Here is a 25076-nt window from a genome sequence, read left to right on the forward strand (position 1 = left end):
CTCAGCCCTCAGCGGATGTTCGGGTCGAAGGTGAAGATCACCAGCGTGCCCAGGAGGACGGTGAATGCGGTGGCGGCGTAGAGCAGCCACTTGAGCCAGAACCGGGTGCCCGGCCGCTCGGCGTAGTCGTTGATGATCGTGCGCAGGCCGTTGGCGCCGTGCAGCGTGGCCAGCCAGAGCATGATCAGGTCCCACGCCTGCCAGAACGGCGAGGCCCAGCGGCCCGCGACGAACGCGAAGCCGATGCGGCTCACGCCGCCGTCCAGCACGAGCTGGATCAGCAGGTGGCCGATGACCAGGAAGGTCAGCAGCACGCCGGAGGCGCGCATGAACAGCCAGCCGTACAGCTCGAAGTTGCCGCGCGTCGCCTTGGGCGAGCGGGCGCTACGGGCGCGGGGCGCCTCGATCACGGGCGCCGGGTTCTCCACCGACGGGCCGTTGCTGTTGGAGTCGAGAATCACGGACATCGCGCATCAGCTCCCGAAGACTTCGTGGATCGCGTGCGAGAGGACGGGCCAGAAGGCACCGGCCATGAGCACGGTCCAGATGCCGACGACGGTCCACAGCATCTGCTTCTGGTAGCGCGCGCCCTTCGACCAGAAGTCCACGGCGATGACCCGCAGGCCGTTCAGCGCGTGGAAGAGGACGGCCGCCACGAGGCCGTACTCCATCAGCGCCACGACGGGGTTCTTGTAGAGCGCGATGGTGTCGTCATAGGCCTCGGGCGAGACCCTGACCAGAGACGTGTCCAGGACATGCACGAACAGGAAGAAGAAGATGAGGACGCCGGTGACTCGGTGAGCCACCCAGGACCACATGCCTTCCCGGCCGCGGTACAGCGTTCCAGCCGGCACGGAAATACCCTCCGGGAGCGGGGAAAGGGCCTGCCGGCTTCAGTGTCGGTCGGGCCCGGCCGGGTACGGTCCACCGGCCGCGGCCATCGTAGCGACGCCTTGTCGGTTCGCTTGCGTGGGGGGCAAAGATGTGATCAATCAGGCACGGACGGACTACGGGCTGTGAGGTGTCCGGGGTGCCGCCGGGTCCGAGACGACGCGCCGCAGCCGGGCCAGTGCCAGTGCGCGCAGCTCGTCCGCGGCCACGCCCCGCTCCTCCTCGGGGGAGTTCCCCAGCCGGGCCCGGATTCCGTCCAGCAGCGCGTTCAGCCGCTCGTCCGGCGGGAGATCGTCCAGGCAGATCACGAACGCGTGCCCGAACTTGCTCTCGTACGCCGCCTGGGCCGCCCGCAGCGCCGTGTGCGCCACCAGCGCGCCCGGTCCGTCGCTCACCGGCTGCTGCGCGGCCGACTCCGCCGCCCACGCCTCCAGGACGTCCGTCTGTCGCAGGTCGTAGCTCGCCTCCTCGGCCGCCGCGAGCAGAGCGTCGTCATTCGGGTACGGACGGTGCTCGGTCATGCGTTCCGCCCAGCGCCGGCTGCCGTAGCAGCCGAGGAGGATGGACACGGCGGTCTCGACGGGGGCGACGTTCAGCCGGTCGAGCGGCGTGCGCGGGCCACGCTGGGCGGGCAGGCGCATGGACTCCTCGGGAGTGGGTGAAGGGGGTGTCGGGGTTTCGGGTGTTATCGGAGATCTTCGGCGGTGAAAGCGGATGGAACCGAGAGAAACCGTAAGGGAGGAGCGCGGGGCAGCGGAAACCCGAGCGTGACACTCGAATGGGGTATCGGGTGGCGTCCCGGGCGGCCCCGCGGCGGACGCCACGCGGGCCACCGTAACGGGCGAGGTCCCACACACTCTGACGGATGTGTGAATTTCACCCGAACGGGACCAGGTGTGGCCCCCGTCGGGCGTTGACGGTTGCCCGGTGGTCGTCATCCGTCGGGTGGCGTCCGGGCGGGTGTCGTCCGGGGGCGGTGTGGCGGGGGAGGCCGCGCCGGTTCCGGGCGCCCGGCAGTCCGCGTTGCGCGTCCGCCGTCACGTGCTCGACGCGACCGCCGTGCCGTCTCCCCCTACAGTGCGAGGTATGTCTGCCAACCGAGGGGCGCAGCCGACCGGACCCCAACCGGACGACCGGCGCCAGGCCCGACAGCGGTACGCGATCGTGGGCGCCGTCGCCCTCACCATCGCGGCAGGCAGCGTGTTCACCGCCACCCAGGTCAAGGACGAGCCGCCCGCCCCCGGCGGGCCCGCCGCCACCGACTCCCCCTCGGCCCGGCCCTCGCCCGCCCCCGAGCCCAGCTCCATACCCTCCGTCCGCGAGTGGAACCCCGGCAGCGGCCCCGGCTGGGAGCCCGGCGAGGACACCCGCGTCGTCGCCGATCCCGACAGCCCCCTCGCCGACGAGGCCCGCCTCCTCGCCCGCGAGCTCGGCGTCGAGGCCGCCGAGGGCCCGGCCCGCTCCGGAGACGTCGAGCTGACCCTCCGGGAGAACGCCCTCGGCGGGCGCGAGGGCTACACCCTCACCACGGCCGACGGCCGGGTGCGGATCACCAGCCGCGCCGACACCGGCGTCTTCTACGGCACGCGCACCCTCGTCCAAGCGCTCCGCGCCCAGGGCCGCATATCCGAGGGCGAGATACGCGACTCGCCCGACCGCCCCCAGCGCGGGCTGCTCATCGACACCGCCCGCAAGCACTTCAGCGCCGACTGGCTCGCCGACCGCATACGCGAGATGGCCGACCTCAAGCTCAACCAGCTCCACCTGCACTTCGCCGACGACCAGGGGTTCCGCATCGAGAGCGAGAGCCACCCCGAGATCGTCTCCGAGCAGCACCTCACCAAGGACCAGGTGCGCGAGCTCATCGAGCTGGGCGAGTCCCTCCACGTCACCGTCATCCCCGAGATCGACTCACCCGGCCACCTCGGTGCCGTCCTCGACGCCCATCCGGAGCTCCAGCTCCGCGACGCCGACGGCGACCCCGTCCGCGGGGCCGTCGACATCACCGATCCGGCCGCGGCCCAGCTCCTCGACGAGCTCCTCGACGAGTACGCCGAGCTGTTCCCCGCCCGCCGGTTCCACCTCGGCGGCGACGAGTACGTCCCCCTCATGCGCTCCGACCCCGCCGCCTCCTTCCCCGGGCTCCAGCAGGCCGCCGAGGACGAGTACGGCTCCGAGGCCGGCATCCAGGACCTCGCCACCGCCTGGCTCAACGACCGCGCCGCGACCGTCCGCGAACAGGGCAAGCTGCCCCAGGTGTGGAACGACGGCATGCACGCCGACGGCGTCGTCACCCCGAGCCGTCCCCGCGAGGTGACCTACTGGACGGGCCGCGAGATCGGCGCGCGCGAGCCCGTCTCCTACCTCGAAGAGGGCTGGAACCTCGTCAACCTCAACAGCAAGTACCTGTACTACGTGCTCGGCGAGCCGAACGAGTTCGTCTATCCGACGGGTGAGGCCATATACGAGGAGTGGACGCCCGACGTCCTGCGCGGCTCCACCCCCGTCCCCGAGGAGTACGCGAACGCCGACCGCGTCCCCGGCGGGCGCTTCGCCGTCTGGTGCGACCTGGCCGGCGCCCAGACCCCCGCCCAGGTCGCCGACGGCATCCGCCTCCCGCTGACCGCCACGGCCCAGAAGCTCTGGGACCCCGCGCAACCCTCCCTCACCTGGGACCAGTTCACCGCCCTGGCCGACCGCATCGAGGGCTGAACCCAGCGCGCTGACCTGCTGCCTCGCCGCCCCGGCGGGCCCTGTCAGGCGGTCACTCCGCCAATGACCAGGGGGCGGAGCGCAGGTGCGCGAGGCTGCGCCGGTGACGGCCCTTCGGCGGACCGCCCGCCGCCTTGCCCACCGCGGCCATGGAGACGACCGCCCAGCCCGGGGCCGGGTCGAGCTCCTTGGTCAGCCCCTCCAGGTCGAAGGCCCGGAACTGGTGGACGGCCAGCCCCATGGCCTGGGCCTGGACCGTCATGTGGGCGACGGCCTGGCCGAGGTCGTAGTCCGCGAACTCGGAGTAGAGCAGCGACGTGTCATCGACGTGCCGGCGGGTCAGCGCGACGACGAGCAGGCCCGCGTCCGTCGCCCAGCGGGCCGAGCTCGGCGCGAGGTGGGGGAGCAGCCGGTCGTGCTCGGGCTCACCGGGCCTGCCGGTGAGGAAGCCCCACGGCTGGGAGTTCCCCGCAGACGGTGCCCATCGCGCGGCCTCCAGCAGGAGCCCGAGGGCGTGGTCGTCGACCACCGCCGCCGGGTCGAACCGGTCGGGGCTGAAGCGCCCGGCGAGCAGGGGGTGTAGGCCGCCGGGCGGCTCGGGGAACTGGTGCACGTTCCGCTCCAACCGGCGGCCCCGAGAGCGTATTCCGGCGGGAGCGTTCGCGCGCTCCGGCCGGAATGTGATCTTCCGGGATGGCGGCGTAGAGGGGGACCAACGCGTTGGTCCCCCTCGGTTCACGCCCGTCGGCTACGGCCGCTCGCCAGCGCTGTCGACGACGGCGCGCTCCAGCACCGCGCTCTCGCCGATCAGGTCCCCCGTCTCCAGCCCGTTGTGCTCGTCCTTCTCCGTGCGCACGGTCCGCTCACCCAGGTACGCGTGAGTCGTGCTGTCGAAGACGATCTCCGTCCGCTCCCCGCGGCTCTCCCTGGTCACGGCGACGCCCTCGCGTCCCGCCGCGTCCACCACGTCGTCCCGCACCTCCACACCGGGGATGGTTCCAGCGGCGCGGAACAGTGCGGCGGCGACGTCAGGCGGCAGCAACGTCTCCCGGACCATGTCGCCCACCAGCACGAACGCGTTGTGGTCGGCACCGAACTCGTTGTCGGAGGCGTGTTCGTAGAGCCAGTCGCGCATCTCCTGCGGATCGGTGGGCAGCCGCTGGAGGTTCCGGTAGTTGGTGTTCGTCGGGATGCCCGGCGTGTCCGGCTCCAGCGCTTCCCTGCCGCCGAAGCGGCCCTCGTCGATGAGCAGGCCCTCGCGGCTGCCGTCCACGGCCGTCCACACTTCCCGCTTGCGCGGCGGGTCGATGCGGGTCCTCCCGTCCTGGAAGTACGTGCGATAGGCCCCCTTGCTGTGTACGTACACGTACTGGTCGTCGCGGATCTCCGCCGGAGCCTTCCGGCTCTCGGCCGCCAGTGCCACGTCCTCCAGCAGCGCCACCGCCCGCTGGTCGATCGCCTGGCTCTCCTGGACCCCGCCGAGCGCCGGGGTCAGGGTGAGCACGGCCGCGGTCGCCGCCGCGACCGCGGCGAGGCCGAGCGCGGGCCGCAGCAGCCGACGGCGCGGGGGCCGTCCGTCTCCCGTGGTGCGTCGCCGCGTCCACCCCGGGGCGCTGCCGCCCGCGTGCTCCCGTCCCTCCGACTCCTCGTGTCCCTGGCGCCTCAGTTCCGTCATCAGATGCTCCCGGAGTAGTGCGTGTCGGCCCGGCGGGAGGTCCCGCTCGGGCAGCTCGGATGCGTCCGCACGTCCGGCAGGGTGGTCGTTCATCGTTGGCCCTCCTGGATGGTTCTGGCCGTGCGTATCCGGCTACCTCTGACCTGTCCGGGGCTTCCGGGGGGTTCCACGGCTTTCGCGAGTTTTCTCCTGGCCCGGGAGAGCCGGGAGCGGACCGTGCCGACCGGGACGCCCAACGCCTCCGCGGCGGCGGCGTATTCGAGCCCGGACCACACGCACAGCGCCAGCACCTCCCGCTCCCGGCGGTTCAGGGCGCCCAGCGCGGCACGCACGAGTTCGAGCTGCCTGCGGTCGTCGATCCGGGCGGCGACCTCGTCGGCGAAGTCCCGCTGCTCCTCGGGCGGCGGCAGCCGGGCCACAGCCTCGCCGTACCGCCGCGCGGACCGGCGGGTGTTCCGGGTGACGTTGGTGGCCACCCCGAGCAGCCAGGGACGCACCGATCCGCCCTCCGGGTCCACCCGCCCCCGCAGCCGCCACGCCTCCAGGAACGTCAACGACACGACGTCCTCGGCGGCCGACCAGTCACCCGTCAGCCGGAAGGCGTGGTTGTAGACCGAGCGCGCGTAGGCGTCGAACAGTTCCCCGAAGGCCTCCGCCTCGCCGGCCCGCAACCGGCGTCTCAACTCCCGTTGGTTCGTCTCCACGCCCTTTCCCTGTCCGCGCACCCCGTTCGGGTTCCCGCCGCCCGGGCGCGGTGCGGTCACATGGGGCGGCCGTGGTGGTCGACCAGCCTGGTGAGGAGCCGGGTCAGCTGCTCGCGCTCCGGGGCGGTCAGGGGTGCGAACACCGCGTCCTCCGCCGCGGTCAGCAGTTCGTCCAGGCGACGCAGCCGGGCGCGGCCCTGCCGGGTGATCGTGATGACGTTCCGCCGACGGTCGGCGGGGTCGGGGGATCGTTCCAGCAGCCGCCGCTCGGCCAGCTCGTTGACGACGGCGACCATGTCGCTCCGGTAGATCCCGGTGCGGCTGCTCAGTTCCGCCTGGCTGACGGCTCCGAACTCGCCCAGGGTGGCGAGCACCGCGTAGTGCCACTTCCGGGCGTCCGCGCGCGCCAACGCCTCGTTCACGAGGCGGTCCGACTGGATCGCGGCGAGCGACATCAGCCGGGTGGGCAGCTTCCGCAGCCGTGCGGCGGTGGGCTGCCCGTCTTCCGCGTGAGCCGTGTCGGGTGTGTGGTCTGCCATGCCGCCACTCTACCCGTTGCGTTAGTGACACTAACGGAATAGGGTGGCGATCCACCGGAACGTTAGTGTCACTAGCGAACTATGGAGGCAGCTGTGCCCGTGACCCGTGTGCTCGAATCGACGATGTTCCACGAGGAGACCGGCGGCGGCGCCCCCGTCGTGTTCCTGCACGGCAACCCGAGCTCCTCGCACCTGTGGCGCAAGGTGCTGCCCGCCGTGGACGTGCGCGCCCGGCTGCTCGCCCCCGACCTCATCGGCATGGGCCGCTCCGGCAAGCCCGCGGTGCCCTACCGGTTCGCCGACCACGCCCGCTACCTGGACGCCTGGTTCGACCGGCTGGAGCTGGACGACGTGGTGCTCGTCGGCCACGACTGGGGAGGCGCCCTCGCCTTCGACCTGGCGGCCCGCCACCCCGGCCGCGTCCGCGGCATCGCCTTCCTGGAGACCATCGTGCGCCCGATGACCTGGGGCGAGCTGGGTGACGGCCCGCGCTCCCGGGCCGAGGCCATGCGCGGGCCCCGGGGCGAGACCCTCGTGCTGGACCAGAACGCCTTCCTGGAGAGCGCCTTCACCGGCGGCGTGCTGACTCCGGTCGGCGAGGCGGACCTGCGGGCCTACCGAGCTCCCTACCCCACCCGGGACAGCCGCCGCCCGATACTGGAGTGGGCGCGCTCCCTCCCGCTCGACGGCGAGCCCGCCGACGTCGCCGCCCGCGTCGAGCGGTACGGCGCGTGGCTGGCGGCGAGCGCGGACGTCCCCAAGCTGCTGCTCACCTTCGACTCCTCGCCCACCCTGCTGATCGGCAGGGAGCTGGCCGACTGGTGCGCGGCCAACATCGCCGCCCTGGAGACCCGCCACTGCGGTCCCGCCGGTCACCACGCCCCCGAGGACCAGCCCCAGGCCATCGCCGAGGCCCTCACCGCCTGGCTCCACCGCCACGCGCTGACCGACGACCGGCCGGCCTGACGCCGGGTGCCGTACCCGGGGCCGTGGTCGGGCGGTCTACGACGCGGAGCGCACGACGCGGAACCCCACGTCGTCGATCCGGAAGGTCGGGTGGCTGCGCCGCCGCACCGACGCGCGGCAGCTCCAGTGCTCGTCGGCCCACCCGCCGCCACGCAGCACGCGGTGCGTGCCGTACACCTCGGCGTCGTAGACGTCCCAGCAGCCGGTAGCCGTCGGCTGAGGTGTCCCACTCGGCCGTCTCGGCCTCGGGGCGGACGTCGTATGCGGGCGTCAGCCCCTCCTGGCGTGACAAGGCGTTGCAGAACCGGACGGCGTCCCACCACGAGACGCACTCGACCGGCAGCGAAGCACCGTGGTGGCTGCTCGGCCGCAGACCGGTGACGTGCGCGTACCACGACTGTGTGACCAAGACCGCCGACATCAGGAACGGTGCGACCTCGACGGGCCAACTGCGCCGCGTCCGCCGGTCCGACAACGTCACCGCCCCGACGGCACGGTCACCATTTCGACTGCTGCCCCCGCGTCCATCACAGGCAACCCTAGTTGACCTGGTGTCACCGCCTGGCCTTGGACTTCCTCAACTCGGGCTCCTCGCCTCAACCGGTGCGGGGCCCCGGGTCTCGTGGCTGGCGCCGGGTGGACCTTGCCCGATTGCCGCAGCCCAGGGTGCACCATGCCTGGTCGCGACGCCTGGCCAGGAAGAACATGCCGCAACTGGGGGCGTGGCAGCGTCGCACCCGCTGACGGTCCGGACCTGCCACCAGGACGAGCGTCTCGCGGGCCACGACGGCGTCGGCGCCTCCGCCCTGTTCCTGCCGTCCCAGCAGGCCGTCGTCGGTCATCCGGAAGACGACGGGGGCTGCCGAGGCGAGTTCGTTCAGCCTGGCCCGCAGGCTGTCGGTGAGCGGGCGCTGTCCGGCCGTCGTGCCCAGCGCGTCGCGGACCAGCCCGCGCAACCGCCGCAGTTCCTCCAGCGGGAGGGCGGCCAGCCCGCGGTCAGCGGCGCGGGCCCGCCAGCGACTGGTGAGTTCTCGGTCGGTGAAGAAGTCGACGTCACTGCGGCCTGGGCCCGCGCCGACGACGACGGTGTTGGCCAGGTCGAGGACCGGGTCCTCACCGATCCACGGCATCTCTTGCAGGTCCCGGATGGTCACGCCTCCAATCTACTGGATTCGGGCCAGCGAACCCGTGATACGTTCTTTTCACGGATTCGGCGTTCCAAATCCGTGAGTGACAGTCGACGAAAGGTGCCGCCATGAGCGCGACCATCGAGTACGTCAGGTTCGAGACCGACGACCCCACCGCTCTCACCGCCCACCGGGAGGAGCTCATCGCCCTGCTCAAGGAGCGGTACGGCGACGGTTTCCAGGGCGCCCACCTCGCCCGGTTCGACGACGGCACCGTCCTGGACTTCATCGTCTGGTCGTCCGCCGCCGTCGCCGAGCGCGCGGCCAAGGAGATGCCGTCCGACCCCGGGGCCCAGGGCTTCTTCAGCCGGATCGGCACTGTGCACGAGATGCGGCACGCTCAGGTACTGCACACCGCATAGCGCCGAGATCAAGGAGGATGACGCCGTGCCCTCGGCAGACGAACTACTCGGCGCGGAAACCGTCGCCGACCTCGCCCGGTGCCTCGCGCGAGCCGGTGACGGGATCGCCGCGCAGGAGACCCGGGGCTGCGGCGCCGTCCTGGAGGGGCTGAGCTTCACCGAGCGTGTCACGCTGATCCGGAACGCCGTCCTGGCCGATCTTCCGTCGGACTACCCGGCCTTCGCGGACGTGTTGCGCGTCGCACTGCGGGACGGCGATTTCACCGGGTGGATGATCTTCCCCGTCACCGAGGCCGTCGCCGTACGGGGCCGGGACGCCTTCGAACCCGCCCTCGCCCTCCTGGCGGAACTCACCCCGCGGCTGACCGCGGAGACCGCCGTCCGCCCCTTCCTCCGCGCCGACCTGGAACGCGCGCTCCGGGTCATGACGCCGTGGACCGGGCATCCGGACCCCCACGTCCGCCGACTGGCCAGTGAGGGCACACGCCCACGACTGCCGTGGGCACCGCGGATTCCCGCGCTGATCACCGACCCGGCCCCGGCACTGCCGCTGCTCGACGCCCTGTACCGGGACGACTCCGAGTACGTCCGCCGCTCCGTGGCCAACCACCTCAACGACATCAGCCGCGACCATCCCGACACGGCCGTCGCCGTCGCGGCGCGTTGGCTGGACGCCCCCGCGCCGACGACGACCCGGCTGGTGCGGCACGGCCTGCGCACCCTGGTCAAGTCCGGCCACGCCGACGCCCTCACGCTCCTCGGCCACTCCCCGGACCTCCCCGTCGCCGTCGACGGTCCGCACATCCGGACGCCAGAGATCCGGGTCGGCGATCATCTGGTCTTCGACTACGCGGTGACCAACACCCACGATCAGACCGCGCACGTGGTCATCGACTACGTCGTCCACCACGTGAAAGCCAACGGCGGCCGCACTCCCAAGGTCTTCAAACTCACCACGCGGTCCCTGGACCCCGGCGAGACGTGGTCCGCGACGCGCAGACACTCCTTCAAGCCGATCAGCACGCGGCGCTACCACCCGGGCATCCATGCCGTGCAGATCCAGGTCAACGGCCGACTCCACGGGGAAACCCCGTTCACGCTGGAGTGTTGAAGGCGCCCGCCGCACGTCCCAGGGGGGAAGTGAGTACCCGTACTCATGCGGGGCCCTGTGGGGGCGGGCAGGGTATGGGTATGGACCTGCCCGTCGCCCCGCCGGCCTTCGACGCCACCACCGGTCCACGACGGCGCCGCCGCGCGGAGCTGGCGGCCGATGTCGGAGCTGGGTGCGGGCTCGTGTTCCTGGAACTGGTCGCCCTGGTGGCGATCTTCGGCCTCTGGTTCCTGTCCGGGTTCAACCTCGACCCGGCCGAGAACGTCACGGCCGACCCGCTGTGGGGCTACCTGGCCGCCGCCGGTGGCGTCGGGGTACTCGCCGTCGTCGCGGCCGTGGTCGCGGTGCGGTCCGGGGCCGTTGTGACGGCGTCCACCCAGGTCGCCATGGCCACCTTGATCTGCGTCATCGGAGGCGGGGGAGCCGCTGTCCAGGCGTATGAGGACGAGCAGTGCCGGCACCGCCCCGAAGCCGCGAGCTGCCAGGGCGATGGCTGAGTCGACGATCGCGTCACATCGTGCACAGGTCGGTAACAGGAGTGATCGTCATGGCGCGGGGCGCCTATAGAGTCTGACCATGCGATATCCGAAAATGATCATAGGAGTCGTCGCCGCCGGGCTGCTGGTCACCGGCTGTGGTGGGTCCGACGACGGGGGCGGAGAGCGCGACGGGGGCAAGACGGATTCCGCGTCGAAGGCCGACCGCACGCCGGGGGACGACGAGAAGTCGGAGCCGGAGGCTGACACGGGCGCGGGGCAGGAAGAGCTGCCGGTCAAGGTCACCGGGCCGGACCCGGACGTCGTCAAGGCCGAGGACGAGGACCCCGAACCGCCCGGGAAGCCGGAGCGCGGCGCGGACTTCACGCAGCAGGTCGAGTACAAGCTGCGCGAGTCGGTCCTCCGCAGGGCCGACGTCGACGGCGAGACGAGCGCCACCTGCCCGGACGGCGTGACCCAGAAGGCCGGTGCCACCAGCGAGTGCACCGCGACCTACGAGGGCGCGGAGATCCCGTACGAGGTCACCATCAGCGACAAGTACGAGGAAGGCGACTTCCTCACCATGTACAACGCCAAGCCCCAGAAGGGCCTGCTCGTCGCCAAGGCCGTGCACCACGAGCTGTGGACGACCTGGGGCGAGGGCCGCAAGGCCGAGAAGCTCGCCTGCGAGGAGCTGCCGGTGGCCAAGGCCGTCGACCTGGACGCCGACACCGGTTACGTCTGCCAGGCGTGGACCGAGTACGGCGGCCCGGACCGCGAGGGCGGCTACGAGACGCTCAAGGTCGTGATGGGCAACTACGGACCCAAGTTCGAGGTCGTCGACTGACCCACCCGACAGCGCAACGCCTACCGGGCGCCGTTCAGCCCGCCGCACATGCCCTGCGGTGCCGCTGACGGCGCCCTGCCGTTTCGACGCGGCGCCCGCCGTCAGTCGGTCTCGCCGTCCACGTAGACCCACGCGCCCCGGTGCCGGACGAAGCGGCTGCGCTCGTGCAGGGAGCCGACGCCGCCGGACTCGGCGTAGTGCGCGCGGAACTCGACGAAGCCCTCCGCGCCGAAGGGCCCGCCGTCGGAGCTGCCGATCACGTCGAGCCGCAGCCAGGTCCGTGCCGGGTCCAGGCGCAGCTCGGCGGGCCGGGTGTCGGGGTGCCACGTGCGCAGCAGGTAGTCGGCGTCCCGCACGGCGAAGGCGCTGTAGCGCGAGCGCATCAGCTCCTCGGGGGTGCCCGCCGTCGCCGTGCCGCTGTGCAGCCGGCCACAGCACTGCGCGTACCCGAGCGGGCGCCCGCACGGGCACAGCTCCTTGTCCTGACCCTCGCGTTTCGACATGTCCCCAGTGTGGACGGTCGCCCCGCCGCCGACGTCAGCCGGGCAGGCGGTCGTCCTTGACGGCGGTGACGAAGGCCGCCCAGCCGGTGCGGGGGAAGGCAAGGGCGGGCCCGTCGGGGACCTTGGAGTCGCGGACGGGCACGGTGCCGGTCGCGGAGAGGGCCGGAGCCCACTCGACGCAGCCTCCGCCATCGCCGTTGCTGTAGCTGGACTTGACCCAGACTGCCCGGGCCGGGGCCGGGGAGAGCTCGCTCATGGTGACAGTGCCTCCGAAGCTGCCGTGAGGATCGCCGCCGTTTCCTTCGGCGAGAGGGCGTGCGCCCGCAGCCGATCGTACGCCCGGCGGCGTACCGCGACCCTTTCCTCGTCCTCGAAGAGGGTGCCGCTCGCGATGCTCTCCTCGTAGGCCACGCAGGAGCGGTCACCGAGGGTCATGAGCGTCAACGCGCCGCCGACCAGCGCGTGTTCCCCGTGGGTGAAGGGCAGCAGCTGCATCACGGTGTTCGGGGTGTCGGCGAGCGCCGCCAGCCGCAGGAGCTGTTCGCGCATCACCGCGTGGCCGCCGACCGGGCGCCGGATGACGGCCTCGTCCAGGATCACCGACACCTCGGAGAGGGTCTCCGAGTGCAGGAGCGTCTGGCGGCTCATCCGGGCCGCGACCTTCTCCTCGATCTCCTGGGCGGGCGCGGTGTCGTTGTGGACGCGGAAGACGGCGTCGGCGTAGGGCTCGGTCTGGAACAGGCCGGGCACGAGATGGCCCGCGTACTCGTCGATCACCCGGGCCTGCGCCTCCAGTTCCATCCGGCGGCGGTACCGGTCCGGGTGGATCTCGGTGCGGGCGAGGCCGTAGAGGCGTTCGAAGAGCCCGTCGGAGCCGAACGCCGCGTCGAGCCGGGCGGGAAGCGTCGGGGGCACCATCGCCTCGGCGGTCTCGATGCGGGCGAGGTGGCTCTTGCTGTAGTTGACGATGTCCGCCAGCCGCTCCAGGCTCATCCCCGCCAGCTCGCGATGTCTGCGGATCTCGGCACCGAACAGGTGGCGGGCGGAACGGTGCGGAGTCAGCGGACGAGCTGGCCGGCCCATAGGGACAACTCCTTTTTCCCATCAAGGTTTAGGGGAGGTGAAGCCTCTTCAGATCGTACGCGGAAATGCCGATTCTGGAATCACCGGAAGTGGCGAACAACCCCTATCCGTCTGGTGTTCGAGAATTGGTTCGACGGGAGTACGACGTGATCGCTGAAGGATTCGCAGCGGAGGCGGAAAGCGCCGCGGAGGAGTTGCGCGACGCGCTGCACGCGGTGGGGGTGACCCTGCCGAGCCTGTGCGTGGACGAGCGTGTCTGGGACTCGCCGTCCTACGGAACCGTCCGCCTCGTCGAACTCGGTAGCGTCCCGCCGCCCGTGGCCCGGCACCTGGCCGACGTCGTCCGCAGGGGGGCGGCGTCGTGACGGGCTGCGCCGAGTGCGCCCGGCTCATGCGGGAGTGCGCCGCCCTGCTGCGCCGGCAGGCCGAACACCACTGCGGCCAGTGTGCGCAGCCCATCGGCACGGCGGATCTGCGGCGCCGGGCGGTGGAGTTGAACCGCGTCGTCCGGGAGCACCTCGCGGGGCTGGAGGGCCGCCGATGAGCGCGCGGAACGGCGAGGGCTACCTCTGTGACGTCGTCGCCCACCCCTTCGACGTCGTCCGGGCGCCGGTCCTGCTGGCGGAACACCGGGCGCCCACCTCCCGGCTGGCCCTGGTGTGGCTGCGCGGCCAGGCCGAACGGCTCGCCGGAGCCCTCGACCCGATCCCGGGGAAAGGGCCGCTGCCGCAATCGGCGCTGCGCGTCGTGGAAACGCCGTCCGCGACCCCCAACCCCGGACGGATTTTCCGGGTCTGGCTTTCCGACGAGATGACCCAGGAAACGCAGCGCAGAAATCTCACCTGCGGGCACCGGGTGCACGTCGTCGCCGGAGACGAGCAGACGGTCTACGCCCTCACGGCCCGCCCGATTCCGAGCCCCTGACGGACGAGGTGAGGAGCCTTTCCGGAATCCGGCGCCGCGCGGCGGCTACAGGGTCTCGCTGAGGGAGTCGGCGAGGCGGCGGTGGGCGGCGCGCGCGGCCGGGAGCGCGGAGACCGCGACGGCGCCGAGGACCGCTGCCGCCGCGACCCCGGCCAGCACGGGGACGGGTGGCGCCTCGGCGATGCCGGCGCCGATGCCGGACGCGTCGCCCTGCGCGTCCACCAGCCGGCGCCCGGCCAGTACGCCGAGGGTGATGCCCAAGGCGGCGGCGGCCAGCGCCGTGAACCCGGTGGCGAGGACGATGACGGCACTGATCTGCCGGGGGGTGAGCCCGATGGCCTTGAGCGCCAGCAGGTCGCGGCCACGGTCGCGGACGGTCGCGCCGATAGTGGTGAGCAGCTCCGTGAGGCCGATGAGGGCCAGCACGACGATGACGCCGACGAAGACGACCCGTGCGGGGGCGAGCCCGTCGGTGAAGGAGGGCGTCCTGCTGATCTCCAGGGCGGGCCCGGCCGCCCGCGCCAGCTCCTCGCGGACGGTGCCGGGGTCGGCGTCGTCGTCCAGCGCGAGCTGGTAGAAGGCGGGGCGCAGGCCGGGGTCGCGTTCGTGGAGCGTGTCGAGGGACGTGGAGATGACGCGGCCGTCCTTGTCGGGCTCGATGCTGCGGCCCACGATGTGCAGGATCTGGGGCCGGCCCTCGACCGTCATGCGCACCCAGTCGCCGACCTCGACGTCCAGCAGGTCGAGCAGGCCCTGCCCGGCCACGGCCTCGTCCGGGCCGGTCGGCGGGCGGCCGTCGGCGACGGTGAACGGGTAGGGCTCCGCCGTCGTGCCGAGGCCGCGCAGGGCGATGGTGCCGGTCTGGCCGGGGACGAGGGCGGCGACCTCGGCACCGGGGAGCGCGGCGGCCACCCCGGGCGGGGCGGCGAGGAGGCGGCGGGCCTCGGCGTCGGTGACCGCGCCGGGGTCCGTGACGCGGGCCGTGAGGACGGCCGGCATGCCGACCTCGGCCGGCTCCGTGCGGAAGCGGTCGACCGTGGTCCAGGCGGTGAGCGCGACGGTGATCATGAGGAGCGGCACGGACAGGCGGCCGATCGAGGTGAGGGTGCGCAGGCGGCGCGGCCCCCCGGTGAACGCGCCACGCCAGCCCAGGACGAGGGCGGGCGGCAGCCGCAGGCCCAGGGCGTGGCGGGCGGGCGGGGAGAGCCGTCGCCCGGCGGGCAGCGCGGCGCGGGCGGCGGGGACGGGCGGGACACGTCCGGCGCGCCAGGCGGCGAGCGAGGTGGCGGCGACGATGAACAGCACCGCGGCGGCGGGGATGGCGAGGAGCAGGGACGTGTGGCCGGCCAGGTCGTCCCAGACGCCGGCGGCCTCGCCGATGCGCCCGGGGATGCGGTCGCCGAGCACGGAGACGGCGGCCGTCCCGGCGGCGGTGCCCACGACGGCGTAGGTGAGGTGCTGGAGGAGGAAGGCGCTGACGACCTGCGCCGGGGTGAAGCCGACGGCCTTGACGACGGCGATGTCACGGAGCTGGCCGCGGACGCGCGCGTTGATGGCGCCATAGGCGGCGAGCCCGGCGGCGAGCAGCGCGCCGAGCCCGAACACGGCGAGGAGCAGGCCGAGGAGCCGGTCGCCGCCCTCCGCCTCGGCGCGCGCCTGCTGCCACTTGGTGACCCGGGCGACCTGGTCGGCGCCGAGGGCGGTGACGGCGCGCTGCACGATGAAGTCGGTGTCGGCGGGATCGGTGAGCCGCAGCCCGACGGTGTGCCCCACGCCGTCGGGGGCCGTGCCGGAGAGCGTGCGGGGGAGGACCCACGCGGTGCCGGGACGCTCGCCGGGCCGGTACCCGGGCTCGGCGGTCTCCACGACGCCGACGACGGTGAGCGGGCGCCGCCCCCGGTCCTCGCCGGGGACGGTGACGGTTGTGCCGGGGGAGGCGCCGAGCGCTGTGGCGAGCGACTCCTCGAGGACGACGCCGGGGTGCGGGGTGCCCTGGGACGGGCCGCCGCCGGGCTCGCCGTCCGGCGTCCCGGTGTCGTCGGCGGTGAGCCAGCGGCCGGTGACGAGCAGGGGGCGGGCGGTGCCGGGCAGCTCGGGGCCCGTGGCGCGCAGGTCCACGGCGGCCTCGGCGCCGGGGGACGAGGCGGTGGTGCGGGTCGTGCGGTAGGGGCCGGCGACGTCGGAGACCTCGGGCAGACGGGAGAGGCCGGAGACGGCGGCGGCGTCGCTGTCCGCGCGGGTGTGGAGCCACACGTGGGCGCCCTCGGACTGGGTGAAGACCCGCTGCCAGGGGTTCGCCGCGTAGCTGAAGAGGGCTCCGGCGAGCAGGAGGGAGGCCGTGATGCCCGCGGTGGCCAGCAGGATGAACAGGGCCTCGCCGCGGTGTGCCCGCAGATCGGCGTGCGCCCAGCGCAGTACGGCCCGCACGGTGGCTCAGTCCTTCAGTTCCAGCGTGCCCGACACGCCGCCCGCGCGGGGGCGGCGCGGGGTGTCGCCGAGGTGGGCGTCGTCGGCTATGCGGCCGTCGAAGAAGCTGATGACGCGGTCGGCGGCGCTGGCCACCCGGGCGTCGTGGGTGACCAGGACGATCGTCTGGCCGCGCTGGTGGAAGCGGGAGAGCAGGCGCAGCACCTCGCGGGTGCCCCTGCTGTCGAGGCTGCCGGCGGGTTCGTCGGCGAGGAGGAGGGCGGGCCGGTTGACCAGGGCCCGGGCGAGGGCGACGCGCTGCTGCTCGCCGCCGGAGAGCTCGCCGGGCATGGCGTGCTCCTTACCGCCGAGCCCGAGCTCCTCCAGCAGTTCCTCGCGGGCGGCACGGGCGGCCCTGGGACCGGTGCCGGCGAGGAGGGCGGGCAGCTCGACGTTGTCGGCGACGGTGAGGTTCGAGACGAGGTTGAAGAACTGGAAGACGACGCCGGTGCTGCGGCGGCGCAGCACCGCCCAGCGGGCCTCGTTGTAGCCGTCGACGCACCGGCCGTCGATCCACAGGCTGCCCGCGTCGGGACGCTGGAGGCCGCCGAGGAGGTGCAGGAGGGTGGACTTGCCGGCGCCGGACGGCCCGGTGACGGCGACGAACTCCCCGCGCCCCACGCTCAGGTCGACGCCGCGCACCGCCCGCACGGGGGTGCCCTCGCCATGGTGGGTCTTGACGAGCCCCTCGGCGCGCACGATGGGCTCACCGCCGTGCTCACCGCCGTGCGTGCCGTGGGCGGGCGGGGCGTCCGGCGCCCGGCGTGACCTTCTCATTCCAGCTCCTCCTGGCAGAGCTCCAGCCAGTCGAGGTCGGCCTGCAGGTGCAGCATGGCGCCCTCGATGAGCAGGTGGGCGACCCGGTTGTCGCGTTCTTCGGTCGCCGCGAGTTTGGACAGGTCGCGCATGGTGTTCAGGTACTGGCGCCGTTGGTTGTTGATCAGCGTGACCGGGTCCGCCATGCCGGTGCGCGGGGCGAGCGCGAGCTTCATGAAGAACTCGTCCCGCACGCGTGGCTCGGCGGTCGTCTCCTCGTACCAGGACTCCACGGCCTCGCGCCCGGCGTCGGTGAGCCGGTAGGTCCGCTTGTTCGGCCGGTTGCTCTGCTCGACCTCCTCGCCGAGGATGAGCCCGGCCTTCTCGAGCCTGCCGAGGGTGACGTAGATCTGGCCGATGTTGGGCTGAGGGTACGCGGCGCCCAGCAGGGACTCAAGGGCCTGCTTGAGCTCGTAGCCGTGGGCCGGTCCGCGGGCGAGGAGAGCCAGGAGCGGGAGACGCAACGGCGGTCTCCTCCTCCCCGGCCCGGTGGTGCTCGTGCACCTCTAGTATCGCGTATGCCTAACAGGTATACAGGGGCGGGAAGGCCGTGCGAGAGAGCCGGTGGCCGGGAGGACCGATGCGGTGGAAGCGTGCCGCGGGCAGGGGGCTGCTGGCCGGTGCCGTGCTGCTGGCGGCCTACGCCGGATGTGGAGCCCCGTCCCTGAGCGGGGACGACGAGCGCGGTCCGATGACCCTCGCGACGGCCGGTGATCTCACCGAGTACCTCGGGCCCCTTCTCGACGGCTGGAACCGCACGCACCCCGGGGAAGAGGTCACCCTCGTCGAGCTGCCGGACTCGGCGGACGAGACGCGGGCCCAGATGATCACCGAGCTGCGCTCGGGCAGCGAGCGGTTCGACGTGCTCAACATCGACGTCGCCTGGACGTCGGAGTTCGCCGCGGCGGGCTGGATCACCCCGCTGAACCGCGACGACTTCCCGCTGAAGTCCTTCCTCGCGCCGGTCGTGGACACCGCGACGTTCGGCGGCGAGCTGTACGCCGTCCCGTACGTGACGAACGCGGGGCTGCTCTACTACCGCAAGGACGTCCTGGACCGGGAGGGCGAGGAGCCGCCGCGCACCTGGGCCGAGCTGGAGCGGCAGGCGAGGACGATCGCACCCGAGTACGGGCTGGAGGGCTACGCGGGCCAGTTCCTGCCGTACGAGGGGCTGACGGCGAACGCGGTGGAGGTCGTCCGGTCCGCGGGCGGCTCGTTCCTGGACGACGAGGGCACGCGGGTGACCGTCGACTCGGCCGCCGCCGCGAAGGGGCTGACGTTCCTGGTCGACGGGGTGCGGGACGGCTGGATACCGCGGGAGGCCCTCACGTACAAGGAGGAGGAGTCCCGGCTGGCGTTCCAGCACGGGGAGCTGCTCTTCCTGCGCAACTGGCCCTACGTGCACGGGCTCGCCGGTGCGCCCGGCTCGGAGGTGGCCGGGAAGTTCGGCACCGTGCCGCTGCCGGGGCTGGACGGGCCGGGCACGAGCGTGCTGGGCGGTTCCAACCTCGCCGTCTCCAGTCACTCCCGCCATCCGGACTCGGCGGCGGATCTGATCGCCTACCTCACGAGCGAGCCGGTGCAGCGCCGCGTGCTGACGGACGGCTCGCTGCCCCCGGTGCGCGCCGGCCTGTACGCCGACCCGGAGCTGGTGCGCGAGCACCCCTATCTGCCGGCGCTGCGGGAGAGCGTGCTGGCCGCCGAACCCCGGCCCAAGAGCGCCCGGTACGACCAGGTCAGCCTGGCCGTGCAGGCCGTCGTGCACGACGCGCTGGCCCTGCGGCAGACGCCGGAGGACGCCGTCGCCCGGCTCGGGCGGGAGCTGGCCCGGATCGCCGACGCGGGCTGAGCATGGGAGACCGGCGCCGGGCCCGGTGGTCTGCTCCGGCCGGCCGATTCCAGGCGCCCACCGCACAGCTCTAGTTACTTGTTAAGTAAGCCCGCATCACAGGCGGGTCACGATCCCTCCTCGCGAGCTGGGCTTTCGCACGATACCTGCGGGTAATGCGTTGACACCTCTGCGTCGCCGCTACTTAACATGCATGCATAACGGAGGCGCACACACGGCAAGCATCGGCCAGCCGTCTGTCGCCACGGACCGCACAGCGCACACAAGTCGAGGTCAGCGGGGCATGCTCACAGCAACGGCCGGAGACGGCTCTCTCCTCCACCTGGAACGGCGACGCCACTGGTGGCGCGACGCCGTGATCTACCAGGTCTACGTCCGGAGCTTTCTGGACAGCACCGGCGACGGCATCGGGGACCTCGCCGGCGTCCGTTCGGGGCTGCCCTACCTCAAGAAGCTCGGGGTGGACGGCATCTGGCTCAGCCCCTTCTATCCCTCACCGCAGCACGACCACGGCTACGACGTCGCCGACTACCGCGACGTCGACCCCGTCTACGGCGACCTCGGCGAGTTCGACCGGCTGGTCACCGACGCCCACCGCCTCGGCGTCCGGGTCCTCCTGGACATCGTCCCCAACCACTGCTCCGTCGAGCACCCGCACTTCCGCGACGCCCTGGCCGCCGGGCCCGGCAGCGCCGCCCGCGCCCGGTTCCACTTCGCCGACGGCCGCGGACCGGACGGCGGCGAACCGCCCAACAACTGGCGCGCCATGTTCGGCGGCCCGGCCTGGACCCGCGTCACCGAGCCCGACGGCACGCCCGGCCAGTGGTACCTGCACCTCTTCACGCCCGAACAGCCCGACTGGAACTGGCGGAACCCCGAAGTCGCCGAGGACTTCGACGGGACCCTGCGGTTCTGGCTGGACCGGGGCGTCGACGGCTTCCGCATCGACGTCGCCGCGGGCCTCTACAAGCACCCCGAACTGCCCGACTCGCCCGACCCGGCCGCCGACGAGCGCGCCCGCGACTCGGTCAACCCGCTGGCCTGGAACCAGGAGGAGGTCCACCAGGTCTGGCGCGCGTGGCGGGCGGTGTGCGACGAGTACGCCGCCCGCGACGGCCGGGAGCGGCTTCTGGTCGGCGAGGTCTCCGTACCGACCGCCCGGGAGCACGCCCGCTACGTCCGGCCCGACGAACTGCACCAGGCGTTCTTCTTCGACCTGCTGAGCGCGCCCTGGGACGCCGAGGCGTTCCACCGCACGATCGACGAGGCCATGCGGGACATCGCCGGCACCGGGTCGACCGTCACCTGGGTGCTCAACAACCACGACCAGGTGCGCACCGTGACCCGGTACGCGGGCGGCGGCGCCGAGGGCGGCACCCTCGGCGCGGCCCGCGCCCGCGCCGCCGCCCTGCTCATGCTGGCGCTCCCGGGAGCCGCCTACGTCTACCAGGGCGAGGAACTGGGCCTGCCCGAGGTCGTGGACCTGCCGGACGACGTCCTCACCGATCCCATCTTCCGCCGCACCGGCAGCCGCGCGCGGGTGAGGGACGGCTGCCGGGTGCCGCTGCCGTGGAGCGGACACGCCTCGCCCTTCGGCTTCACGGCCGCCGTTCCCGGCGCCGCCGCCCGCCCGTGGCTGCCGCAGCCCGCCTACTTCGCCGAGCACGCCACCGACCGCGCCGTCGCCGACACCCGCTCGTCGTGGCACCTCTACCGCGACGGCCTCCACCTGCGGCGCAGCCTGCCGCAGTTGGGTGAGGGCTCCCTGCGCTGGCTGGAGACGCCGCCGGGCGTGCTGGCCTTCGTCCGCGGCGACGGGCTCGTCTGCGCCGTCAACTTCCTTACCGAGCCGGTGCCCTCGCCCGTTCCCCACGCTCCGTTGCTGGCCAGCGGCCCGTGTCACGACGGCGTCCTGCCGGGCTCGACCGCCGCCTGGTACATGGGCGACCCGATCCCCGAAGCCCCGGCCGGTTCGCCGGCCGAGGCGGCGGCCGACCTTCCCGAACCCCGCTGAACCCCGCTGAACCCCCAGAAGGGACACCAGAGATGAGACACACCACGCACCGCCCCGCCCGCCGGGCCCGTCGCACCGCGGTAGCCTCCGCGGCCGCGCTGACGCTCGCCCTCACCGCCGCCGGGTGCGGTGACGGCGACGACGTCACGGGCCCGGCCTCGGACGGCGGACTCAGCGGCAAGACGATCACCGTCGCGGGCGTGTGGACCGGCACGGAGGAGGAGAACTTCCAGCGGGTGCTGGACGCCTTCACCGACGAGACCGGGGTCAAGACCGAGTACCTGGCCACCGGCGACAACGTCTCCACGGTCATCGGCAGCAAGATCAAGGGCGGTGACGCCCCCGAGGTCGTCATGGTGCCGCAGGTCGGCGTCCTGCAGCAGTTCGCCGAAGAGGGCTGGCTGACGCCGCTGTCCTCGGACGTCGAGCAGGCGGCCACGCGGAACTTCGCCAACGTCTGGAAGGAGTACGGCACGGTCGACGGCGACTACTACGGCGTGTACTTCAAGGCCGCCCACAAGTCGCTCGTCTGGTACAGCCCGGACGCCTTCGACCAGGCCGGGGTCGAGCCGCCGACGACCTACGCGCAGCTGATGGAGACCGCCGGGACGGTGTCCGACTCCGGGCTGCCCGCCTTCGCCGTGGCCGGGCAGGACGGCTGGACCCTCACCGACTGGTTCGAGAACGTCTACCTCTCCCAGGCGGGCCCGCAGAAGTACGACCAGCTGGCGGAGCACACGCTGCCGTGGACGGACCAGAGCGTCGTCGACGCGCTCACCACGCTCGGCGAGCTCTTCTCCGACGACGACCTCCTCGCCGACGGCGCCCAGGGTGCCCTGCGCACCGACTTCCCCACCTCCGTGCAGAAGGTCTTCGGCCCCGAGCCGAAGGCGGGCATGGTCTACGAGGGCGACTTCGTCGGCGGGCTGGTCACCGGCGACCACGGCAAGACGCTCGGTGAGGACGCCGACTTCTTCCCGTTCCCGGCGGTGGACGGCGGCGAGGCGCCCGTGGTCAGCGGCGGCGACGCGGCCGTCGTGCTCAAGGACGGCGGCGAGCAGGAGGCCGCCATGGCCCTGCTGGAGTTCCTGGCGAGCCCGGACGCGGCCGCCGTGTGGGCCGAGGCGGGCGGCTACATCTCCCCGAACAGGGAGCTGGACCTCTCCTCCTACAAGGACGACCTCACCCGGCAGACCGCCCAGTCGCTGATCGAGGCCGGGGACTCGGTGCGGTTCGACATGTCAGACCAGGCGCCCGCGGCGTTCGGCGGCACGGTCGGCAAGGGCGAGTGGAAGATCCTCCAGGACTTCCTGCGCGACCCCTCCGACCCGAAGGCCACGGCCGCCGAGCTGGAGAAGGCAGCGGCCGCCGCCTTCGCGGACTGAGGCCGCCCGACCGTGTCCGCTCCCGTCCAGCGCACCACCGCCCCCGGCGCCGCCTCCCCGCGGCGCCGGGCCCAGCGGCGCCGTCGCACCGTCGCGTGGCTGTTCGTCCTGCCCGCGCTGCTGCTGCTCGGCGCCCTCGTCGTCTACCCGGTGATCTACTCCGTCGGCCGCAGTCTGTTCGACGCCTCGGGCTCGGAGTTCGTCGGCGTGGACAACTACACCGAGATGTTCGCCGACCCCACGACCCTGAAAGCCATCCGCAACAGCACCATCTGGGTCGTCGTCGCCCCGGCGCTCCTGACCGGCCTCGGCCTCGTCCTGGCCGTGCTCACCGAGAAGATCCGCTGGGCCACCGCGTTCAAGCTGCTGCTGTTCCTGCCGATGGCCGTGTCCTTCCTGGCCGCAGGGATCATCTTCCGGCTCGCCTACGAGCAGGACCCGGAGCGCGGCGTGCTCAACGCCGCCGTCGTCGGCGTCCACGACACGTTCTCCGACCCCTCGCCGTACCCCACGGCCCGCGCCCGCGACGGGCACGGGGTCGAGAAGGGCGACGACGGCTCGTACGTCACCAGCGCGGCGGCCGGCCCCGGCGACACCGTGACGCTCGGCCTCGTCGGCGTCGCCCCCCAGGACCTGCCCGAGGACGCCGAGCCGGCCGCCTCCGCCACTCCGGTGGACGACGAGCTGCGCGGCGTCGTCCACCTGGACTTCGTCCGCGGCGGCGGCGGCGAGGCGGGCCGGCTCGACGAGGGCGAGAGCGGGCTGCCCGGGATGGCGGTCGAGGCCGTCGACGGCGGCGGCTCCGTCGCCGCGCGGACCACGACCGCGGCCGACGGCACCTTCGCCCTCAGCGGCCTGGAACCCGGCTCCTACACGCTACGGCTGCCGCGGGAGAACTTCGCCGAACCCTACGGCGGCGTCTCCTGGCTCGGCCCGACGCTCGTCACCCCCGCCATCATCGGCGCCTACCTGTGGATCTGGACCGGCTTCGCCATGGTCCTCATCGGCGCCGGGCTCGCCACCCTCCCCCGGGAGACCCTGGAGGCGGCCCGCATCGACGGCGCGAACGAGTGGCAGATCTTCCGCCGCATCACGGTGCCCCTGCTCGCCCCTGTGCTGACCGTGGTGTTCGTGACGCTCGTGATCAACGTGATGAAGGTCTTCGACCTCGTCTACATCATCGCGCCCGGACCCGTGCAGGAGGAGGCGAACGTGCTGGCCACACAGATGTGGCTGGTGTCCTTCGGCGGCGGCAACAACCAGGGGCTCGGCAGCGCGCTCGCGGTCCTGCTGCTGGCCCTCGTCGTGCCCGCCATGGTCTTCAACGTCCGACGCTTCCGCAGGAGCCAGTCATGAGCACGCACGACACGCTGGAGCGGAGCCCCGGGGGCCCGCCCGCCCGCGGCCTGTCCCCGGCACCGACGGGCGCACGCTCCCCACGCGGGGGCCCGGTGGCCCGGCTCACCTCCTGGCTCAGGAGCGGGCTCGTGCAGGCGCTGCTCGCCCTCGTCGCCCTGATCTGGATCACCCCGCTGGCCGGACTGCTGTTCGCCTCGCTGCGCGAGGAGTCCGACAACGCCTCCAGCGGCTGGTGGACGGCGCTGACCGAGCCCGCCCAGCTCTCCTTCGACAACTACAGCGCCCTGCTGGAGGACTCGGGCATCGTCCAGTCCTTCTGGAACACGGTGCTGATCTCGGTGCCGGCCACGCTGCTCGTCGTCACCCTCGCCGCACTCGCCGGATACGCCTTCGCCTGGCTGGAGTTCCCCGGCCGCGACGCCATCTTCCTGCTGGTGGTCGCCCTGCTGGTGGTGCCGGTGCAGATCGGCCTGCTGCCCGTGGCCGAACTCTTCGGCGAGCTCGGCCTCTTCGGCACGATTCCCGGCGTCGTCCTCTTCCACGTCGCCTACGGGCTGCCGTTCGCCGTCTTCCTGCTGCGCAACTACTTCGCGGAGATCCCGAAGGAGATGCTGGAGGCCGCCCGGATGGACGGCGGCGGCGAGTGGCGGATCTTCGTCCAGCTGGTCCTGCCGCTCGGCCGCCCCGCGCTGGCCAGCCTGGCCATCTTCCAGTTCCTGTGGGTGTGGAACGACATGCTCGTGGCCCTGCTGTTCGCCAACGCCTCGGCCCAGCCGCTGACGGTGGCCCTCCAGTCGGAGATGCGGCAGTTCGGCAGCAACATCGGGGTGCTGGCGCCCGGCGCCTTCCTGTCCCTGATCGTGCCGGTGGCCGTCTTCTTCGCCTTCCAGCGCCACTTCGTCCAGGGGGTCATGGCCGGCTCGGTGAAGTGACTCTCCGCGCCGCGACGCGAGCCGCCGCCCGACCCCTCGGGCGGCGGCTCGCGTCGCGCGCCCCGGTATCCGTTCGGCCCGCGAGACGCCGAGGTCCACCCCTTGACCTCGGTGACCCCGGCCACTATTTTGCGGTAGGCGTCGACCCATCACCACGGAAAGGAGGCGACCAGCGGATGAACACCAGCTCTGATCTCGGTCGCCTCGCCCAGTGCACCGTCTGGGTTCCGGGTCGCATCGCCCACGGCTGCTAGCACGCCGTTCCGCTGTGCCCG

At 72.6% G+C, this 25076-nt stretch carries 28 protein-coding genes and 1 pseudogene; 14 read left to right on the top strand and 15 right to left on the bottom strand.

The features are described 5' to 3' along the window. Positions 1-8: 8 nt before the first annotated feature. The 3 genes from HPT28_RS06070 to HPT28_RS06080 form a co-directional block, all read right to left on the bottom strand. On the bottom strand, positions 9-467 hold the full coding sequence (locus tag HPT28_RS06070; RefSeq protein WP_219089884.1) for a succinate dehydrogenase hydrophobic membrane anchor subunit: 459 nt from the start codon (positions 465-467) through the stop codon (positions 9-11). Between the two features lie 6 nt (positions 468-473). After that, positions 474-854, bottom strand: coding sequence for a succinate dehydrogenase, cytochrome b556 subunit (sdhC, locus tag HPT28_RS06075; RefSeq protein WP_219089885.1), 381 nt, complete (start codon positions 852-854; stop codon positions 474-476). 153 nt (positions 855-1007) lie between these two features. Continuing rightward, positions 1008-1532: a 2-oxo-4-hydroxy-4-carboxy-5-ureidoimidazoline decarboxylase gene (locus tag HPT28_RS06080; protein ID WP_219089886.1), complete on the bottom strand. Its 525-nt coding sequence runs from the start codon at positions 1530-1532 to the stop codon at positions 1008-1010. Positions 1533-1977: 445 nt separating this feature from the next. Here HPT28_RS06080 and HPT28_RS06085 point away from each other — a divergent pair, with 445 nt between their 5' ends. Continuing rightward, entirely contained in the window at positions 1978-3603 is a 1626-nt protein-coding gene (locus tag HPT28_RS06085) for a glycoside hydrolase family 20 protein (protein WP_219089887.1), read from the top strand. 52 nt (positions 3604-3655) lie between these two features. Here HPT28_RS06085 and HPT28_RS06090 read toward each other — a convergent pair whose 3' ends face one another. The 4 genes from HPT28_RS06090 to HPT28_RS06105 all read right to left on the bottom strand — a co-directional run bounded on the left by HPT28_RS06090 (position 3656) and on the right by HPT28_RS06105 (position 6521). Beyond that, on the bottom strand, positions 3656-4216 hold the full coding sequence (locus tag HPT28_RS06090; RefSeq protein WP_308119104.1) for a nitroreductase family protein: 561 nt from the start codon (positions 4214-4216) through the stop codon (positions 3656-3658). A 135-nt stretch (positions 4217-4351) separates the two neighbouring features. Continuing rightward, positions 4352-5371, bottom strand: coding sequence for a CU044_5270 family protein (locus HPT28_RS06095; RefSeq protein ID WP_257578110.1), 1020 nt, complete (start codon positions 5369-5371; stop codon positions 4352-4354). After that, the gene (locus HPT28_RS06100; protein ID WP_374226925.1) at positions 5368-5982 is read right to left on the bottom strand and encodes an RNA polymerase sigma factor; all 615 of its coding nucleotides are present in this window, start codon (positions 5980-5982) and stop codon (positions 5368-5370) included. The genes HPT28_RS06095 and HPT28_RS06100 overlap by 4 nt, the downstream gene beginning before the upstream one ends. A 56-nt stretch (positions 5983-6038) precedes the next feature. Beyond that, positions 6039-6521: a MarR family winged helix-turn-helix transcriptional regulator gene (locus HPT28_RS06105; RefSeq protein ID WP_219089890.1), complete on the bottom strand. Its 483-nt coding sequence runs from the start codon at positions 6519-6521 to the stop codon at positions 6039-6041. Positions 6522-6614: 93 nt separating this feature from the next. On the opposite strand from HPT28_RS06105, the gene HPT28_RS06110 reads away from it, so the two are divergent. Further along, on the top strand, positions 6615-7487 hold the full coding sequence (locus tag HPT28_RS06110) for a haloalkane dehalogenase (protein WP_219089891.1): 873 nt from the start codon (positions 6615-6617) through the stop codon (positions 7485-7487). A 36-nt stretch (positions 7488-7523) separates the two neighbouring features. Here HPT28_RS06110 and HPT28_RS06115 read toward each other — a convergent pair. Further along, positions 7524-8015: pseudogene (locus tag HPT28_RS06115) on the bottom strand (formylglycine-generating enzyme family protein). Positions 8016-8083: 68 nt separating this feature from the next. Then, on the bottom strand, positions 8084-8641 hold the full coding sequence (locus tag HPT28_RS06120) for an ABATE domain-containing protein (RefSeq protein WP_219089892.1): 558 nt from the start codon (positions 8639-8641) through the stop codon (positions 8084-8086). 101 nt (positions 8642-8742) lie between these two features. Between HPT28_RS06120 and HPT28_RS06125 the strand changes: the two genes are divergently transcribed. From HPT28_RS06125 to HPT28_RS06140, 4 genes are all read left to right on the top strand, one after another. After that, positions 8743-9036, top strand: coding sequence for a hypothetical protein (locus tag HPT28_RS06125; protein ID WP_219089893.1), 294 nt, complete (start codon positions 8743-8745; stop codon positions 9034-9036). A 25-nt stretch (positions 9037-9061) separates the two neighbouring features. Continuing rightward, positions 9062-10147 carry a DNA alkylation repair protein gene (locus tag HPT28_RS06130; RefSeq protein WP_219089894.1) on the top strand — a complete coding sequence of 362 codons (1086 nt, stop codon included), beginning with the start codon at positions 9062-9064 and terminating at the stop codon, positions 10145-10147. A gap of 80 nt (positions 10148-10227) precedes the next feature. Next, a complete protein-coding gene (locus HPT28_RS06135) occupies positions 10228-10644 on the top strand; it encodes a DUF6234 family protein (RefSeq protein ID WP_219089895.1) in 417 nt (138 codons plus the stop codon). Between the two features lie 79 nt (positions 10645-10723). After that, a complete protein-coding gene (locus tag HPT28_RS06140) occupies positions 10724-11470 on the top strand; it encodes a DUF4333 domain-containing protein (RefSeq protein WP_219089896.1) in 747 nt (248 codons plus the stop codon). Between the two features lie 101 nt (positions 11471-11571). Here HPT28_RS06140 and HPT28_RS06145 read toward each other — a convergent pair whose 3' ends face one another. The 3 genes from HPT28_RS06145 to HPT28_RS06155 are packed head-to-tail and all read right to left on the bottom strand — an operon-like array spanning position 11572 to position 13056. Then, positions 11572-11973: a YchJ family protein gene (locus HPT28_RS06145; protein ID WP_219089897.1), complete on the bottom strand. Its 402-nt coding sequence runs from the start codon at positions 11971-11973 to the stop codon at positions 11572-11574. 34 nt (positions 11974-12007) lie between these two features. Next, positions 12008-12229: a DUF397 domain-containing protein gene (locus HPT28_RS06150; RefSeq protein WP_219089898.1), complete on the bottom strand. Its 222-nt coding sequence runs from the start codon at positions 12227-12229 to the stop codon at positions 12008-12010. Next, positions 12226-13056, bottom strand: a complete 831-nt coding sequence (locus HPT28_RS06155) for a helix-turn-helix transcriptional regulator (RefSeq protein WP_219089899.1) — start codon at positions 13054-13056, stop codon at positions 12226-12228. Before HPT28_RS06155 ends, HPT28_RS06150 begins: the two co-directional genes overlap by 4 nt. Before the next feature lie 146 nt (positions 13057-13202). On the opposite strand from HPT28_RS06155, the gene HPT28_RS06160 reads away from it, so the two are divergent. From HPT28_RS06160 to HPT28_RS06170, 3 genes are read left to right on the top strand one after another with little or no spacing between them, the layout of a single operon-like run. Next, the gene (locus HPT28_RS06160) at positions 13203-13421 is read left to right on the top strand and encodes a hypothetical protein (protein WP_219089900.1); all 219 of its coding nucleotides are present in this window, start codon (positions 13203-13205) and stop codon (positions 13419-13421) included. Continuing rightward, positions 13418-13600 carry a hypothetical protein gene (locus tag HPT28_RS06165; protein ID WP_219089901.1) on the top strand — a complete coding sequence of 61 codons (183 nt, stop codon included), beginning with the start codon at positions 13418-13420 and terminating at the stop codon, positions 13598-13600. Before HPT28_RS06160 ends, HPT28_RS06165 begins: the two co-directional genes overlap by 4 nt. Then, entirely contained in the window at positions 13597-13980 is a 384-nt protein-coding gene (locus tag HPT28_RS06170) for a hypothetical protein (protein WP_219089988.1), read from the top strand. The genes HPT28_RS06165 and HPT28_RS06170 overlap by 4 nt, the downstream gene beginning before the upstream one ends. 45 nt (positions 13981-14025) lie before the next feature. Here HPT28_RS06170 and HPT28_RS06175 read toward each other — a convergent pair whose 3' ends face one another. The 3 genes from HPT28_RS06175 to HPT28_RS06185 are packed head-to-tail and all read right to left on the bottom strand — an operon-like array spanning position 14026 to position 17726. Continuing rightward, positions 14026-16407, bottom strand: coding sequence for an FtsX-like permease family protein (locus tag HPT28_RS06175; protein WP_219089902.1), 2382 nt, complete (start codon positions 16405-16407; stop codon positions 14026-14028). A gap of 6 nt (positions 16408-16413) precedes the next feature. Beyond that, positions 16414-17223, bottom strand: a complete 810-nt coding sequence (locus HPT28_RS06180) for an ABC transporter ATP-binding protein (protein WP_219089903.1) — start codon at positions 17221-17223, stop codon at positions 16414-16416. Next, complete coding sequence (locus HPT28_RS06185; protein ID WP_219089904.1) at positions 17220-17726, bottom strand: PadR family transcriptional regulator; 507 nt, start codon at positions 17724-17726, stop codon at positions 17220-17222. The genes HPT28_RS06180 and HPT28_RS06185 overlap by 4 nt, the downstream gene beginning before the upstream one ends. Before the next feature lie 116 nt (positions 17727-17842). On the opposite strand from HPT28_RS06185, the gene HPT28_RS06190 reads away from it, so the two are divergent. The 5 genes from HPT28_RS06190 to HPT28_RS06210 all read left to right on the top strand — a co-directional run bounded on the left by HPT28_RS06190 (position 17843) and on the right by HPT28_RS06210 (position 24801). Further along, the gene (locus tag HPT28_RS06190) at positions 17843-19111 is read left to right on the top strand and encodes an ABC transporter substrate-binding protein (RefSeq protein WP_219089905.1); all 1269 of its coding nucleotides are present in this window, start codon (positions 17843-17845) and stop codon (positions 19109-19111) included. Between the two features lie 283 nt (positions 19112-19394). Further along, positions 19395-21125, top strand: coding sequence for an alpha-amylase family glycosyl hydrolase (locus tag HPT28_RS06195; RefSeq protein ID WP_219089906.1), 1731 nt, complete (start codon positions 19395-19397; stop codon positions 21123-21125). Between the two features lie 32 nt (positions 21126-21157). Next, positions 21158-22510, top strand: a complete 1353-nt coding sequence (locus HPT28_RS06200) for an ABC transporter substrate-binding protein (RefSeq protein WP_219089907.1) — start codon at positions 21158-21160, stop codon at positions 22508-22510. 12 nt (positions 22511-22522) lie between these two features. Then, a complete protein-coding gene (locus HPT28_RS06205) occupies positions 22523-23866 on the top strand; it encodes an ABC transporter permease subunit (RefSeq protein WP_219089908.1) in 1344 nt (447 codons plus the stop codon). Next, a complete protein-coding gene (locus HPT28_RS06210) occupies positions 23863-24801 on the top strand; it encodes a carbohydrate ABC transporter permease (protein WP_219089909.1) in 939 nt (312 codons plus the stop codon). The genes HPT28_RS06205 and HPT28_RS06210 overlap by 4 nt, the downstream gene beginning before the upstream one ends. The last annotated feature ends 275 nt before the right edge of the window (positions 24802-25076 follow it).

The organism is Streptomyces sp. JJ38 (assembly GCF_019303475.1).
In the GTDB taxonomy this organism is placed as follows: Bacteria; Actinomycetota; Actinomycetes; order Streptomycetales; family Streptomycetaceae; genus Streptomyces.

What these genes read in the sequence shown, in the direction of transcription:
- HPT28_RS06070 (WP_219089884.1), bottom strand. Translation starts at nt 467, where the DNA reads ATGTCCGTGATTCTCGACTCCAACAGCAACGGCCCGTCGGTGGAGAAC.
- HPT28_RS06080 (WP_219089886.1), bottom strand. Translation starts at nt 1,532, where the DNA reads ATGCGCCTGCCCGCCCAGCGTGGCCCGCGCACGCCGCTCGACCGGCTG.
- HPT28_RS06085 (WP_219089887.1), top strand. Translation starts at nt 1,978, where the DNA reads ATGTCTGCCAACCGAGGGGCGCAGCCGACCGGACCCCAACCGGACGAC.
- HPT28_RS06095 (WP_257578110.1), bottom strand. Translation starts at nt 5,371, where the DNA reads ATGAACGACCACCCTGCCGGACGTGCGGACGCATCCGAGCTGCCCGAG.
- HPT28_RS06105 (WP_219089890.1), bottom strand. Translation starts at nt 6,521, where the DNA reads ATGGCAGACCACACACCCGACACGGCTCACGCGGAAGACGGGCAGCCC.
- HPT28_RS06125 (WP_219089893.1), top strand. Translation starts at nt 8,743, where the DNA reads ATGAGCGCGACCATCGAGTACGTCAGGTTCGAGACCGACGACCCCACC.
- HPT28_RS06135 (WP_219089895.1), top strand. Translation starts at nt 10,228, where the DNA reads ATGGACCTGCCCGTCGCCCCGCCGGCCTTCGACGCCACCACCGGTCCA.
- HPT28_RS06140 (WP_219089896.1), top strand. Translation starts at nt 10,724, where the DNA reads ATGCGATATCCGAAAATGATCATAGGAGTCGTCGCCGCCGGGCTGCTG.
- HPT28_RS06145 (WP_219089897.1), bottom strand. Translation starts at nt 11,973, where the DNA reads ATGTCGAAACGCGAGGGTCAGGACAAGGAGCTGTGCCCGTGCGGGCGC.
- HPT28_RS06150 (WP_219089898.1), bottom strand. Translation starts at nt 12,229, where the DNA reads ATGAGCGAGCTCTCCCCGGCCCCGGCCCGGGCAGTCTGGGTCAAGTCC.
- HPT28_RS06155 (WP_219089899.1), bottom strand. Translation starts at nt 13,056, where the DNA reads ATGGGCCGGCCAGCTCGTCCGCTGACTCCGCACCGTTCCGCCCGCCAC.
- HPT28_RS06170 (WP_219089988.1), top strand. Translation starts at nt 13,597, where the DNA reads ATGAGCGCGCGGAACGGCGAGGGCTACCTCTGTGACGTCGTCGCCCAC.
- HPT28_RS06180 (WP_219089903.1), bottom strand. Translation starts at nt 17,223, where the DNA reads ATGAGAAGGTCACGCCGGGCGCCGGACGCCCCGCCCGCCCACGGCACG.
- HPT28_RS06190 (WP_219089905.1), top strand. Translation starts at nt 17,843, where the DNA reads ATGCGGTGGAAGCGTGCCGCGGGCAGGGGGCTGCTGGCCGGTGCCGTG.
- HPT28_RS06195 (WP_219089906.1), top strand. Translation starts at nt 19,395, where the DNA reads ATGCTCACAGCAACGGCCGGAGACGGCTCTCTCCTCCACCTGGAACGG.
- HPT28_RS06200 (WP_219089907.1), top strand. Translation starts at nt 21,158, where the DNA reads ATGAGACACACCACGCACCGCCCCGCCCGCCGGGCCCGTCGCACCGCG.
- HPT28_RS06210 (WP_219089909.1), top strand. Translation starts at nt 23,863, where the DNA reads ATGAGCACGCACGACACGCTGGAGCGGAGCCCCGGGGGCCCGCCCGCC.